The organism is Sinorhizobium kostiense (assembly GCF_017874595.1).
In the GTDB taxonomy this organism is placed as follows: domain Bacteria; phylum Pseudomonadota; class Alphaproteobacteria; order Rhizobiales; family Rhizobiaceae; genus Sinorhizobium; species Sinorhizobium kostiense.
Genome location: NZ_JAGILA010000010.1, coordinates 91,105 through 105,073 on the forward strand (window position 1 = coordinate 91,105; position 13,969 = coordinate 105,073).

Sequence of the window (13,969 nt, forward strand, 5' to 3'; positions counted from 1 at the left end):
GCCCCGCTGCCCACGTCGACCCTCAAGCGCAGAGAGGGCCGGCGATTCATCATTGCCCGTCGATCGTCAGGCCCGTGCCACTTCGGGATAGGCTTCGATCGCGGCGATCGCATCGTCCACTAGCTTTGCACCGGCCTCCGCGAGCTTCCGAAGCGTCGCGAAGCCGAATCGGTGGACGTCGCGCACTGTTTTCGAAAATACGACCAGCCGCCCGGTCGTGAGAAGCACTCGTCCGAAGCCTTCATGGCTGATCATCATAGTCGGCGACGCCACCAATCCGGTGCGCGCTTCGATTGCAAGACCGACGGCGGTATAAAAGATATTGAGCCTCAACATCACGTCCGGATCGGGATCGCCGATTATCGGGATTTCACGACGCTGCTGCTCGGTGACGATGAAGTGAGCCAACAGCTGCGCGTCCGATACGCCGTCCTGCGACCCATAGGTATCCTGAGCGCGGATCAGCCGCGCAAGGCATCTGACAAAGGGGGTCGCAAGGGCCGCATCGTTCTCGCTGACAGCAGGCGTGCCCGCGGTGATCGACATTTTTTTCATGGTTCAGTCCTCGTCCTCGAACGGCTTTTTCTCGGCGACGCCTGCTTGCGCCAACACCTTTCGCAACCACGGCGGAGGAGTTGTCCTGAGCATTTGCTGGGTCCGCGAAAGTACGTCTTGAATGGGTTCGGCTTGCCCCACTTTTATCGGATGAATTTTCGCCGATATGACCTTGGCTGCGGAAGGTCCGCCGATAGCCCGACAAAAGAGGAGGTGACAGCCTCTCAACGCGTTCACCTTCGGGGTGATGCGGTCATCGCCCTCTATCCGATGCTTACCGGTCTCGCTGGAGACGTCATCGAAGCTCACCGCTTCCACGAAATCCCAGCCGTCGGGAGTCACGTCGTAGACTGCAAAGTGCTTGGCCGATCCGAAATGGGCGTTAAGCGCTTTCATGTCCTGCGTCGCGATAGCTATGCGCAATGCGCCGGGACGCCGGGGGTGAATCTCGTCAGTGACGAGTGAGAGGCGACGAAGGGAAGTCATCCGGCATTTCTCCGCTTCCGCAATCCGTCAAGTATTTCAGGCGACGGCATGCGCTGGTGCGCCTGGAAGACATTTGCCGCCTCGAAGATCAGGTCGCGCGTTCCCTGATAGAGAACTGTGAGCTTGTGCTGACTGCCGAGACGGTCAAATACCGGGAAGCCGACGCGCAGGAGAGGAATGCCGAGGCGCTCCGCCACCTGGCGCCCGTGCGAATGGGTAACGACAAGATCAGCGTCACTGGCTAGATCTTCGAAATCGCCAAGATCGCCGATCTGGATCGATTCGGCCGGCACTTTCTCGAGAATTTTTGACGCACCGGTAGTGGTGACGGCCGAGATGATCTCGGCGCCAAGCCCGATGAAGAAGGTGGCGAGCTGGTACAACTGATCCGGCTCGGCGGCGATCGCGATCTTCTTGCCGGCGAAATGGAAATGTCCGTCGAGCAGTGCGTCCTGCAGCTGTGCGCGGCAACGGTGGATTTTCGGCGGTGCCACCACGCCGGAGATCTCGGAAAGAAACGAGACGAACCGGTCGACGTTCTTCAATCCGGTTAGCGACTGGAATACGGCGTATGGCACACCCGTTAACTTCTGCAGCAGTTCCGCAGGGCGCCGCATATGCTCGCCGACGCCGATGCACTGCACCGCCGTTCCCAACTCATGGATGTCCTCAACACTGGTGCCGCCATAGGTGGTAGGCATCCAGCGATCGGGCACTGTACCGTCAAGCGAGCCGGAAACGTCTGGAAGGATCACCGGCTTGAGCCCGAAACTTTCCACCATCTCGCGCAAGTGCTCGATATCAGCGACCGTGAGATGCCAGCCGGGGAGAATCGCGACTTTCTTCCGCTTGTCCGGGTGCTCGCCAGGCTTTGTAATCCTCTCGATGATTGTTGCCTTTCTCGAATGACGCGCCTGCTGGCCCCGCCGTGTAATCTGTTGGATCATCGCGGTGACAGCCTTGGCCCAGCCCTCCTCGAGGGCGCCATCGAAATCCGGCGTGTTTGCCAGTACGATCTCCGTGCCTGCAAGTTCCTCCGCGCGCATCATTTTGATGTTGGCGATTTGCCTTTCGAAGTCTTCAGAACGGGTTTCCGCCAGTGCTGTCGTGCAGATGCCGATCAGCTTCGGGTTCGCGCGTTTCTTCAAGTTGAGGATCGCCTCTTCCAGGTGGCCTTCCCCCCCCATGACTGTTGCCAATTCGTCCATCGCCGTAGTCTGCAGAGGGACCGTTTCCTTGAAGTGGCGTACGCACAGCACTAGCGCGAAGCTGGTGCAGCCTTGGCTGCCGTGGAATAGCGGTATCGCACCATCCACCCCAAGAAAGGCTAACGCGGCACCCAGCGGCTGGGATGACTTGAGCGGATTGACCGCCGCTGATTTCGTTTGGGGATGGATGTGCACCATTGGCTTTCCTCAACATTCGGCGAAGTCGCCGGCGTCGAGCCGGCTAGTTTTTAAGGGCGCGACACTCGCAGTCGCGCTGTGCGTGTGCGGGCTGGACAGTTGTTCCGCCACAGCAGGATCGTCTTCCCATGGTGCCGGCTCTCGCACGTCAGACCAGACAGGGTTGTGAATGGCGAGATCGATCTGGCGCACGAGTTCCACCATGCCATCATAGCCGGCATAGGGATGGTGGCGCTCCTGGTTGATATCAAGCCAAGGTGTCTTGGCCTTCAACGCGATGAACTGGGTGCGCCCGCCCGACAGCATGATGTCGGCCTTTTGTTCTGAGAGCATGGCGTACAGCTCTCGAGGCGCTATCGACTCGAACATATGGTGCTCTTCCTTCAGCACCTGCTTGATGCGCTCCTTGTCTTCGACTGTCGATTTCTTGACTGAGGTGCCAACGACCTCCATGCCGATCTCCATCAGCGCATGAACGAGCGACCAGGACTTCACGCCGCCGCTGTTGATGAGCACCCGCTTGCCTTTGAGCCGCGGGCGGTATGATTCAAGCCTTTTCCACGCAATCGCCTCCTCCTCTGCGATGAGTTTATCGGTGCGGTCGAGGATCTCTGTGTCGGCACCTTTCTTTACGAGCAGCTCAGCAATCCGCCGGAGTGCTTCCGAGGTGGCGGTGATGCCGTAGAAAGACCCCTCGAAAAAGGGGATTTGCCAGCGCTCCTCCATTTTGCGGGCAAGATTGATGAGTGCCGTCGAGCACACCAACATGGCTGCCCGTGCGCGGTGTGAGGAGGCAACATCCCGGTAGCGGGCGTCGCCCGGAATGCAGGCGCGAACACGGATGCCAAGCCTGTCCAAGAGTGGCTTTACCAACCAGAACTCGCCAGACAGGTTGAACTCTCCAAGGATATTGATGTCGTAAGGGCCGGCGTCATCAGGCTCCACCGTGCCGATGACATGATCCAGCAAAGCCTCGCCGGCGAGCTTGTTGCCGAGGTTCTTTGAACCGACGAAGCCCGGCGCATTGATCGGCACCACCGGTAAGCCAAATTTTTCCGCCGCGCGCTTGCAGACGGCCAGGATGTCATCGCCGATGAGCGCCGTCACGCACGTCGCATAGACAAAGATCGCGGGCGGCGCGTACGCTTCCTTGATCTGGCGGATTGCGTGGAAGAGCCTCCGCTCACTCTGCCCCATCATGATGTCGAGCTCGGTGAGATCTGTGGTGAAGCTGGTGCGCCACAGCATGGGACCGGACGACGCCGTACCTCGGTTGTCCCAGGAATTGCCTTCGCAGGCGAGTGGTGCGTGAACCAGATGTGCGACGTCGGTGATCGGCTGCAGCACGACCTTGGCACCATCGAAAGCGCAGCCGCCGGCTGCCGCACCCGGGGTCGGAGGTTTCGAACAGCCCTTTTTGCGGGTGCTGGCGTCCTTCCTGCGATTTATCTCGCAGGCGGGTTCGTCAAAGGCATCCTGGATTTTGGCAGCGAGCGAGTACACTTCCTTGACCTCCAACTTCTATCGGCAGGCCGGTCTTTGCCGGCAGTGGCGTTTAACGCGTGAGGTCATATGAATAATCCGTCACACCAAGCTGCATCGACTCGCGATCGAGTTTGTCGAAGATCTTGTCGAGGATCGTTGTCAGGACACGCAGTCCGCCTTGGTAGCCCATGAGCGGAAAACGATGGTGATGGTGTCTGTCGAAGATCGGAAACATCAGCCGGACGAGTGGCGTGCCGGTGTCGCGCTCGAGATACTTGCCATAGGAATTGCCGATCAGCAGGTCCACTGGCTCGGTGAAGAGCAGCGAGCGCATCGCCCACAGATCCTTTCCAGCCCAGACTTGGGCATCCTTGCCGAAGGGAGAAGCTGCAAGCAGTTCCTTCATCTCCGCTTCCCAGGCCGGCGTGCCGTTGGTGGCGAGGCAGTGGATCGGCTCGCCGCCGGTTTCCATGACGAAGCGGGCTACGGCGTAGACGAAGTCAGGATCTCCGTAAATCGCGTATTTCTTGCCGTGCAGCCAGGATTGGCTGTCGGCCATGGCGTCAATCAGTCGGCCGCGTTCCAGGCGGATTGTCTCGGGGATTTCTTTGCCGGATACCTCCGACACCTTCATCAGGAACTCGTCGGTTGCCTTGACCCCAAGCGGGTAATGGAAAGAGGCGGTAGCCTGTTCGAACTCCCGGCAATATTCGAGCGTCTTGCGGGTATTGTAGTGCTGCAGCGACAGCGTCGCCTCCGCATTGAGTGCCGCTCTAACGTCTTTGATCTTCGTGCCTCCGTCGTACATGCGGAATTCGCCGTCGGACGGCGTATCGAACTGGTCGGAGGCATCCTGGATGAAGGTGTAGGACACGCCCATAAGGTTGAGCAGGCGCTTGAGCTCGCGATTGTTCCCGACGCAGAAGCCATCGAAGCCCGGGATGATGTTAATCGTGCCAGCCGCTTTCGTACGCTCCTTGCCTTTCCAGAAATGCTCAAGGATGCCTTTGACCATGGAGTCATAGCCGTCGACGTGGCTGCCGACGAAGGCGGGCGTGTGAGCAAATGGCACGTCAAATTCGGGAGGGACTGAGCCTTCGGTCCTGGCGTTCTCGATGAAACCATGCAGATCGTCACCGATGACCTCCGCCATGCAGGTGGTAGAGACGGCAATCATCTTCGGATCGTAGAGCGCGTAAGTGTTGGCGAGCCCGTCGACCATGTTCTTCAGACCGCCGAACACTGCCGCATCCTCCGTCATTGAAGACGAAACGGCCGATGACGGCTCTTTGAAATGCCGCGATAGGTGTGAACGGTAATACGCAACGCAGCCCTGGCTGCCATGGACGAAGGACATGGTCCGCTCGAATCCCGCAGCCGCGAACACGGCGCCGAGCGGTTGGCAGGCTTTGGCGGGGTTCACCACGAGCGCTTCGCGGGCCAGATTTTTTTCGCGATATTCCCAGGTTTTGGTGTGTTCACCTTGCTCAGTGACGATCTGTTCGGCGTGGGGGCATTCGAAATTAAGCTTCTTCTCTGCGAGCATCTGCCTGTATTCCGGCTCGCGGAACAGGGGAGCATGGTCAAGAATTTTTTCGGCCGATTGCGGCATATTGGTCACCCTTTTTCATCTGGCCTCGTCGAACGGCGGCACAGAACACGTTCGAGACGTCGGGTCTCCCGCGGGTTCCTGTCCGCGGAAGACCAGGCTGTTATTCGGCTGCTAGCCGTTCCGCAGGCACTGTCGTTTTCTTCCAGGGCGCGTCGTAGAGGTCCCAGACCGGGTTGTTGATGGCCAGATCCATGTCGCGGGCGAAGATGGCGAAGCCGTCATAGCCGTGGTATGGGCCGGAATAATCCCATGAGTGCATCTGGCGGAATGGTATGCCCATCTTCTGCACTGGGTACTTCTCCTTGATGCCGGAGCCGACAAGATCGGGACGAATCCTCTCGATGAATTTATCCAGTTCGTAACTGGTTGCGTCGTCATAGATCAGGGTGCCTTTCTTTGCGTAGTGGCCGGTGCGCTGATAGTCGTCGTTGTGGCCGAATTCGTAGCCGGTGCCCACGATCTGCATGCCGAGGTCTTCATAGGCGGTGATGACGTGACGGGGGCGCAAACCACCCACATAAAGCATCACTCTCTTGCCCTGGAGGCGCGGCCAATACTTATCAACCACAGCATCGACCAATGGCTGGTACTTGGCGATGACCCTCTCGGCCCTTTCTTCAATTGTTGGGCCGAAATGCTTGGCTATGTTGCGCAGGGAAGCTTCGATCTGGGATGGGCCGAAGAAATTATATTCCATCCAGGGGATGCCGTATTTTTCCTCCATGTGCCGGCAGATGTAGTTCATCGATCGGTAGCAGTGGATGAGGTTGAGCTTGGCTTTCGGGGCACGTTCCATTTCCGCAAGCGTGGCATCTCCCGACCAGTTGCCGACTACGCGCAGCCCAATCTCCTCGAGCAGGATGCGCGAGGCCCAGGCGTCGCCGCCGATGTTATAGTCCCCGACGACGTTAACGTCGTAAGCGCCAGTTTCGAACTCGACCTCGTCCTTGCCGAAGACCCAGTCACGTATGGCATCATTGGCGATGTGGTGGCCGAGCGACTGCGAGACGCCGCGGAAGCCTTCGCAGCGCACCGGCACGATTGTTTTTTCGAGCTCCTTGGCCTTCTTGCGAGACACCGCCTCGATGTCGTCACCAATGAGGCCGATCGGACATTCAGACTGGACGGTGATGCCCTTGCTCAGGGGAAACAGCTCCTCGATCTCGTCGATAATCTTTTCCAGCTTACCGTCGCCACCGAAGACGATGTCCTTCTCCTGAAAGTCGGAGGTGAACTGCATCGTCACGAATGTATCGATGCCTGTCGTGCCGACATAGTAGTTGCGCCGCTGCGACCAGGAATATTGACCGCAACCGACCGGTCCGTGCGAGACATGGACCATGTCCTTGACCGGGCCCCAGACCACGCCTTTCGAGCCAGCGTAGGCGCAGCCGCGGATTGTCATCACGCCCGGAATGGACTTGATGTTCGACTTTACGTCGCATTCGGAGATCTGGCCTTCCTCGCCGACCTCCTCGCCGCCCGTTGCGACACTGAGGTGCTTCTGGCGACGCTTCGCCGCTTTGTTTGGGTACTGCGACAGCACTTGCGTGATAAGCTCCTCATGGAAAGCACTGTCATTCTCGTAATCGAGGCTCATTGGCCTGCCCCCTTGTCGAGATTTGGGTGATGCCTCCAGGAAGAGGCACCGTTGGTGGGATGTTGCGCCGGTTCAGTTCCGGACACTTCTGCGGCTGCAGTCACTGGGCAGCTGCTACCGCCGCTTCCTTGGCCTGGAGTTCTGCAAGCATCTGCTCGTCGGTCTTCATGATGCCGAAGTCGAGCAGCATGTCTTCCAATTCCTCCATGGTGATCGGGGTCGGGATGGTGCCTTGACCCGAATTGGCATGGATCTTCTCAGCTAGCGCGCGATACTCCGCCGCCTGTTTGGACTCCGGCGCATACTGGATAACCGTCATCTTCCTGAGCTCGGCATGCTGGACGATGTTGTCTCGTGGCACGAAGTGGATGAGCTTGGAATTGAGCTTGGCCGCCAGTGCCTCGGCGAGATCGAGTTCGCGGTCCGTCTGGCGCTCATTGCAAATCAGACCGCCGAGCCGCACGCCGCCCGAGTGGGCATATTTCAGGATCCCCTTGGCGATGTTGTTGGCGGCATACAGCGCCATCATCTCACCGGACATTACGATGTAGATTTCCTGGGCCTTATTCTCGCGGATCGGCATTGCGAAGCCGCCGCACACCACGTCGCCGAGCACGTCATAGGAGACGTAGTCGACATCGTCGTAGGCGCCGTTTTCTTCCAGGAAGTTGATCGACGTGATCACACCGCGTCCGGCGCAACCGACGCCCGGCTCGGGGCCACCGGACTCCACGCATTTGATGCCTTTGTAACCGACCTTCAGCACATCCTCGACCTCGAGGTCTTCCACCGAACCCTCCTTTGCCGCGAGATGCAGTACCGTGTCCTGCGCCTTCGAGTTCAGGATGAGGCGGGTGGAGTCGGCCTTGGGGTCGCAGCCCACGATGAGGATCTTCTGCCCGAGGTCGACAAGAGCGGCGAGCGTATTTTGTGAGGTGGTGGACTTACCGATACCACCCTTCCCGTAAAATGCGATTTGACGCAGACCTGCCATGTTGCTTTCCTTCGCTGGTTCGAACCATCGCGGTTGCCCGCAACGTGATGCCGCCGGCAGCTTCCGCCGCCTGCGGCAGAATGGTTACAAAACCCATGCCAACTCGGCGCAGTGGACAGACCAGAGGCTGATTTTCCTTATTTCTCAGCTGCTTAGATCGAAACGAGATCACCCTCATCACAAAGCAGGTCTTGTCTCGGAACCGACAATTGTAGCCACAAATTGTCGTACAAGCGTTGCCTCTCACACGTTGCGAATCCGACAAGATGATCCTGCCGAAGGCTCTTCTCGGAGGCATTGTCAGCTCGAAGTGCCAGCCATCCGACAAGTTTGGTTCAGACGGCTTTTTCCCCCCGCACCAAATCAATATCGCGACTCATTTGGGCGGCATCGGAGCTCACATGAGTACTGCGGCCTGAACCCTGCTTGTCCGTCGTGTGAATGTTTATGCGAACTGTGATGATCGACGAGCCAGCGCTTCACGAAGAGTTCGCTGTAATGTGTGCCGACATCTGTGCCGACCGCTTGTGCTTGCCGGCACTCCGATGACCTCGAGGGAAGTGAGCTGACCTGAGGTCAGGAAGCGTACAACTTCAAGCCTCCGCCTGCCCAAGAGACTTCTGTACTGCTGGGATGATCCTGTCTCCCCAGAGCTCTATCTGGCGCAGCATCGTCTTTTGGTTCAAATCCCCCAACTGGGTCTGAATTGCAATCTGATCCGGCTTCAAGACTTCGATCTCCTCCAGAAGGCGATCAATCACGCGATTGATGCTGCCGATCGGCAGGTTCTTGCGCATGGTATCGAACGACAGATCCTGATGCGTCGGCGTCTCCTCCAACAGGTAGCCGTCCTGACTCTGTTGCCGACGCTGATGCAGTGCCTCGGACAGCCGGCGCTGGAAGCGGGCGTTATCGAGGTAGCTGTTGATTTCCGCGCTATCATCGCTGGCATAGCAGCAGCGCAGCAGCGATATCTTGGCGTCGCGGACCTTCTTGCCCTCGGATGCGGCAGCGGTCTCAATGATGCCGCGCAGCACGCCCAGAGTTTCCAAGCCGTCATGGAAGGCTGTGACGAAAAGGTTGTGTCCCTCACGATAGGCTCGGGCGGCAGTTTTAGGGGACGCGGTAGCAATCCAGATGGGCGGCGTCGGCTTTTGCAGGGTGCGCACCGAAATCGCCGTTGGGGGTATCTGCATGTAGTGACCGCTGTGGGAGAATATCTTTTGCTTTAGACCCTTGAGCAAGATGTCGAGGTATTCTGAAAAGACGGCCGGCGCCTCATCTATATCGACGCCGAAGCGGTCGAATTCGAACTGCTGATATCCGGAACCAACGCCGAGTTCGAGTCGCCCGTTGGCAACGATGTCTGCAAAGCCGATTTCTGCTAGCAGGCGCTGCGGTTGATAGAGCGGCAGCACGCAGACTGCGGTGCCGAGGCGAATGGAACTCGTCAATCCGGCACAGTGGGCTACCATCAGCAAGGGCGACGGGACGAGGCTGTAGTTGTTGAAGTGGTGCTCGGCGAACCAAGCTGTGCTGAAACCAGCCTGCTCCGAAAGAGTGGTCTGCTCTATTGAGTTGCGGATGACGCTATCGGGAGATTGGTGATAGCCGCGCTGGGCGGCCAGAATAAAGGTTGCGAACTCCATGGTGTCTCCTTGTTTGCGGATAGGGACGTGCAGCTCGTGATTGGCCGGGCGGTCAGTCCGCGCATCTAGTGCTTGGAACGGCCTCGATTCACGAGCATGCTCCCATCATCGACGAAACGACTGGTAGCTGGGCCTGATTGCGCCAGAGCGCCACAGCTGAAACGTGGAAATTCTCAGCTTCGAGTCGCCAAACCCAGTCGCCTCGCCGCTCGCCGACGCCACTTATTCTCCGCGGAAATCGTCCCATCGAGTTCGCTGGGGCATCCCGCGTCTCTGGACGCGGTCCAGCCTCCGTCCACGTGCAGGATCGAGCCGCTGATGTAGGAGGCATCAGACGAGGCCAGAAAGTAGGCAGCTTCGGCGACTTCTGCCGGGTCCCCAACCCTGCCCAAAGGGATCCCCTCACCGAGCCATGTCTGGTCCATACCGGTTGTCGTTTCCGACTGGATGCCGTCAGACGCGCGGATGTGACCTGGAGCGACCGTGGCTGTCCGGATCCCAAGAGGCCCGAATTCGGCCGCCATGCACCGGGTAAGCATGTCTATGCCAGCATTGTATGCGCCGCGGGCATGACTCGTCGCGAGAGGTAAGGGGCTGCAACTTGACCCGAGATTCAGGATTACGCTGCCAGGTCGCATCGACACTGCGGCCTCGCGCACGCAGGTGAAGGCACCAGTAAGATTGACATCGAGAATGTCTTTGAGGTCTGCAGGCACCTCATCAATATCGGAGACGAGTGTGTCATTCATGCCAGCACCGTTGACGAAGACGTCGATGTGGCCGAAGCGCTCCCGCAATTCTTGGAAGAGCGCCACGACCTCGCTCTCGACCGTCCTGTCCACGCATTTTGACAGGTGCTTGTCACCGAGCAAGTCAGCGAGCTTTGCCGCTGCACCACCGTCTCCATCAGCGATCACGACCGTGTCGCCGTTCGCGGCAAAGCGGCGAGCGATGGCCGCGCCTATGCCTTTAGCGCCGCCCATGACGACTACCGTTCGCGCATCGGTGCCTTCGATCGGGCGTGATAGCTCTGCTCCGGGCGCCCCACGCCGCGCCGGGTACGCACCACCCGGCTGGTTGAATGACATCCAGCCACCATCGACCACAAGCGTCGATCCGGTGATGTAACCTGCCTGTTCGCTGGCCAGAAAACGCACAGCCCGCGCGATCTCGTCGGGACGAGCCAGACGGCCGATTGGTACGCGGCGCCTTATTGCGCCGACGTCGACCTTGCCAGCTCGCTCTAGTTCCGCGACCATCGGCGTGCGAACGTAACCTGGCGCTACCGCTGTCACGCGGATGCCTCGCGAAGCCCATGCGCACGCCAGCGATTTCGTGATTGAGATCAGAGCAGCTTTCGAAGCGGCGTAGCCATTGCGCTTCGGGTTGCCAAGGAGGCCGGCCATCGAAGCGACATTGACGATGGCGGCGCCAGGTTTCATCAGCTTCGCGGCTTCGCACGCCACCGAATACGGCCCAATGAGGTTTACTGCTAGAGCGCGTTGAAAATCTTCGACAGGAGTATCGGCGGTCGCAGCCATGGTAGGCCCTATCCCTGCATTATTGACAAGCACTCCAATGTGCGAGAAGCGTTCCGCGAGAAGGGTATGGAATGCGACGACATCGTCCTCTCGCGACACGTCCAGCTCAAGGCCGAGGTGGGGCTGGCCGAGATCACGGCCCAGTTCAATAATGCCGCTGCCCGGGAGGTCCACCGCGACGACAGTGTCTCCATTCGTAGCGAAAGTATCGACCAGTGCACGGCCGATACCCCCTGCGGCACCTGTGACGATGATGACCCGTCCCGACTGAACCGAGCAATCGTCAAGGCGCGTCCTCACCGCACAGGCGCTGGCGGTAGGAAACGGAGCGTAGCGTCGTATCATAGTTCTTCTTCTCCACTGGCAATCGGGTTCTTTGAATGATTTTTCCGAGGAGTGCGCTTCGAAAGTTCGTAGACGGGATCATTCGGATACGGTGCCCCAATCGGCTGGCGAAGACCGAACCGCTCTGTTTCCGAGGATGTCGGAGGCCTCTGTTCTTCGATCCAATCATAGACCACAGTGCGTTCGGCGATGCGCCACTCCCCTTCCCGTTTCTGAAACAGATCACAGTAGCGTCCGCACAGGAGCACCTGCTTCATCTCGCCTGACTCGTGGGGACCGCGCTGCAGCGCGGTGAAGTAGCTCTCGACGACGGCCTCTGCCGGGCCCAGGAACTCGATCATTATGTTTGCAAGCTGGTGGATGTTGCGCGGCTGGGTCTTGAAGTGGCTAAGCGCAAACTGAATGAACCCACCGGCAGAGCCGGAGTAACTCCCGTGATTGTCACGGGCATCCGGCCAATAGCAGCTGCGCAAAGCAGCCTCATCTGCCCGGTCGATTCCTCGACAGTAGCGATAGAGACAGTCGCGGATTGCTTCTCGGTCGAAGAGTTGAGTTATGCTTGTTTGATTCATTGGCTCTATAGAGGTTCTGAACATCTATGAAGCGCGTCCAGGGAGCACGCTTTATCGGCAAGGATTCGCGCATCCGTCGCGCCATGCTCGCCCTCGGGCCGCCAGGATCGGAAAACGGAGTTTTCGAGATTTCCCCAAAAGGGCTCTTCTACGGTCTTTGTCATCTTGTTTTTCCTTTCGTTTACGACGGTCCACTTTGAAGTGGCACTCGAACATTTCGAGGCTGCAGGCGTGTGCTCACCTGGCAGCCTGCCGCCGCCGCCCAATGGGGCTGGTTCAAAGTTCATGCCAATTTGGCCGATAGGCCAAAACTGAATTTTACAGTTCCTGTTCAGCTACTTAGCTCAAGGGTCAAAACAAGCCTGTGTCGTAAGACCGACAAAGGCGACAGTCCTAAGGCCCTTCAAGCCCGCTGATTGTTGAGGAAGTCACCGAGACGATGTGGCGTTTTGAGCCATGCACTTCTGCGTACTGGCCAGGCCCCGATCAGTCCCAAGTCAGAACGAGATCTTTAATCCCGAATACGTGACCGCCATTGGTAATCGGCGCCGTGCCTTCCTTGATGCGGAAAGCTGGGATGCGCGCCAACCATTCACGTAGGCCGATGACAATTTCTCGCCGTGCAAGGTGCGCTCCGAGGCAAAGGTGCGGACCATAGCCAAAGGCGGTGTGGTGGTTATCGTGTCGGGCCAGATCGATAGTGTTGGGGCACTCGAATTCATCGGGATCGCGATTAGCAATCATCGTGGCGCAAGAAACATAATCACCCTTGCGGATCGGCACGCCTTCGAACTCGATGTCCTTCGTGGCCACGCGGATCATCTGAACGGTTGAATAGGCGCGCAGCAACTCTTCAGCGGCGAGCGCGACCCGATCCGGTTCATTCCGCAACAACTCCTGGTCCTTTGGATTGCGTGCAAGATAGGCCAAGTCAAAGGCTATGGCGGCTGCGACCGTGTCGAGTCCCGCGACCAAGAAAAGCACACCGATGCCACGGACTTCCTCTTCTGTTAAGGAGCGGCCCTCAATTTCCGCCTGCACGACGAAGGTCATGAAATCGACAGCTGGTGTCTTGCGGCGCCTGGCTGCAACTTCGTCAATGAAGGCCACGATCGATCGGGCTGCTGCCGTTCGCGTGTCCGCGTTGCCGTGGAGCAAATCGCTTACCCAGCCGACAAAGACTTCGGAGCGCCTCTGCGAAAGCCCCAGAAAGCTAAGGAAGACGCTGACCGTGAAGGGCACGGCAAAATCCTTCATGACGTCACAGCTGGTTTTCTCTCTCGCTATGCCGTCGATCAGCGCGCCTGCTCCGTCGCGGATAGTCGGCTCCAGCGCCATCACCCGCTTGGACGAGAACAGAGGTTCTAGCAGTGCACGAAACACGCTATGGGCCGGTGGATCCAGTTCGAGCGGGATGACCGGCCAGTGTTCGCCCAGTGCGGAGGCGAAGATGCTGCGATGGCTGGAAAAGGTCTCTGTATCCCGCAGCACCCGGCGCTGGTCTCTCGCGCGTGTGATGACCCAGGTGCCTCGTCCGTCGCGCGTGTTGTCAGGAGAGTAAAAGATAGGTGGGCCGTCATGAGCGCAAGCCACGGCAGCATGCGGATCCCCGTTAGGCGTCGGCGCCATGCCAGGCGAGGTGAAAAGACTAAAGTCGCGCACCAGTCCGGGCGGAACATGATCTGGAATGGGGTTGGTCTTCACTCGCTGTCTCCTTCTGTCAA

The 13,969-nt window shown here is 58.7% G+C and carries 10 protein-coding genes and 1 pseudogene; all 11 read right to left on the reverse strand.

All coding sequences use genetic code 11. The features are described 5' to 3' along the window. Positions 1-66: 66 nt before the first annotated feature. On the reverse strand, positions 67-555 hold the full coding sequence (locus tag J2Z31_RS26610) for a NifX-associated nitrogen fixation protein (protein WP_408022063.1): 489 nt from the start codon (positions 553-555) through the stop codon (positions 67-69). Positions 556-558: 3 nt separating this feature from the next. Then, the gene (nifX, locus tag J2Z31_RS26615; protein ID WP_081159428.1) at positions 559-1,041 is read right to left on the reverse strand and encodes a nitrogen fixation protein NifX; all 483 of its coding nucleotides are present in this window, start codon (positions 1,039-1,041) and stop codon (positions 559-561) included. Continuing rightward, a pseudogene (gene nifN, locus J2Z31_RS26620) lies at positions 1,007-2,447 on the reverse strand (nitrogenase iron-molybdenum cofactor biosynthesis protein NifN). The gene nifX and the pseudogene nifN overlap by 35 nt, the downstream one beginning before the upstream one ends. Positions 2,448-2,456: 9 nt before the next feature. Then, positions 2,457-3,950, reverse strand: a complete 1,494-nt coding sequence (gene nifE / locus J2Z31_RS26625; RefSeq protein ID WP_209606536.1) for a nitrogenase iron-molybdenum cofactor biosynthesis protein NifE — start codon at positions 3,948-3,950, stop codon at positions 2,457-2,459. Positions 3,951-4,002: 52 nt separating this feature from the next. Further along, positions 4,003-5,544 carry a nitrogenase molybdenum-iron protein subunit beta gene (gene nifK / locus J2Z31_RS26630; RefSeq protein WP_209606363.1) on the reverse strand — a complete coding sequence of 514 codons (1,542 nt, stop codon included), beginning with the start codon at positions 5,542-5,544 and terminating at the stop codon, positions 4,003-4,005. Between the two features lie 100 nt (positions 5,545-5,644). Next, the gene (gene nifD / locus J2Z31_RS26635; RefSeq protein WP_209606365.1) at positions 5,645-7,144 is read right to left on the reverse strand and encodes a nitrogenase molybdenum-iron protein alpha chain; all 1,500 of its coding nucleotides are present in this window, start codon (positions 7,142-7,144) and stop codon (positions 5,645-5,647) included. A gap of 100 nt (positions 7,145-7,244) precedes the next feature. Next, positions 7,245-8,138, reverse strand: a complete 894-nt coding sequence (gene nifH / locus J2Z31_RS26640; protein ID WP_028002403.1) for a nitrogenase iron protein — start codon at positions 8,136-8,138, stop codon at positions 7,245-7,247. A 593-nt stretch (positions 8,139-8,731) separates the two neighbouring features. Continuing rightward, positions 8,732-9,787 carry an LLM class flavin-dependent oxidoreductase gene (locus J2Z31_RS26645; protein ID WP_209606367.1) on the reverse strand — a complete coding sequence of 352 codons (1,056 nt, stop codon included), beginning with the start codon at positions 9,785-9,787 and terminating at the stop codon, positions 8,732-8,734. Between the two features lie 173 nt (positions 9,788-9,960). Further along, on the reverse strand, positions 9,961-11,673 hold the full coding sequence (locus J2Z31_RS26650) for an SDR family oxidoreductase (protein WP_209606369.1): 1,713 nt from the start codon (positions 11,671-11,673) through the stop codon (positions 9,961-9,963). Continuing rightward, positions 11,670-12,245 (reverse strand): nuclear transport factor 2 family protein, encoded by a 576-nt coding sequence (locus tag J2Z31_RS26655; RefSeq protein ID WP_209606538.1) that lies wholly within the window; start codon positions 12,243-12,245, stop codon positions 11,670-11,672. Before J2Z31_RS26655 ends, J2Z31_RS26650 begins: the two co-directional genes overlap by 4 nt. A 486-nt stretch (positions 12,246-12,731) precedes the next feature. Continuing rightward, complete coding sequence (locus tag J2Z31_RS26660) at positions 12,732-13,949, reverse strand: cytochrome P450 (protein ID WP_209606371.1); 1,218 nt, start codon at positions 13,947-13,949, stop codon at positions 12,732-12,734. Positions 13,950-13,969 lie beyond the last annotated feature (20 nt).

Coding starts and splice junctions, on each gene's coding strand:
- J2Z31_RS26610 (WP_408022063.1), bottom strand. CDS start 555: ATGAAAAAAATGTCGATCACCGCGGGCACGCCTGCTGTCAGCGAGAAC.
- nifX (WP_081159428.1), bottom strand. CDS start 1,041: ATGACTTCCCTTCGTCGCCTCTCACTCGTCACTGACGAGATTCACCCC.
- nifK (WP_209606363.1), bottom strand. CDS start 5,544: ATGCCGCAATCGGCCGAAAAAATTCTTGACCATGCTCCCCTGTTCCGC.
- J2Z31_RS26655 (WP_209606538.1), bottom strand. CDS start 12,245: ATGAATCAAACAAGCATAACTCAACTCTTCGACCGAGAAGCAATCCGC.
- J2Z31_RS26650 (WP_209606369.1), bottom strand. CDS start 11,673: ATGATACGACGCTACGCTCCGTTTCCTACCGCCAGCGCCTGTGCGGTG.
- nifD (WP_209606365.1), bottom strand. CDS start 7,144: ATGAGCCTCGATTACGAGAATGACAGTGCTTTCCATGAGGAGCTTATC.
- J2Z31_RS26645 (WP_209606367.1), bottom strand. CDS start 9,787: ATGGAGTTCGCAACCTTTATTCTGGCCGCCCAGCGCGGCTATCACCAA.
- nifH (WP_028002403.1), bottom strand. CDS start 8,138: ATGGCAGGTCTGCGTCAAATCGCATTTTACGGGAAGGGTGGTATCGGT.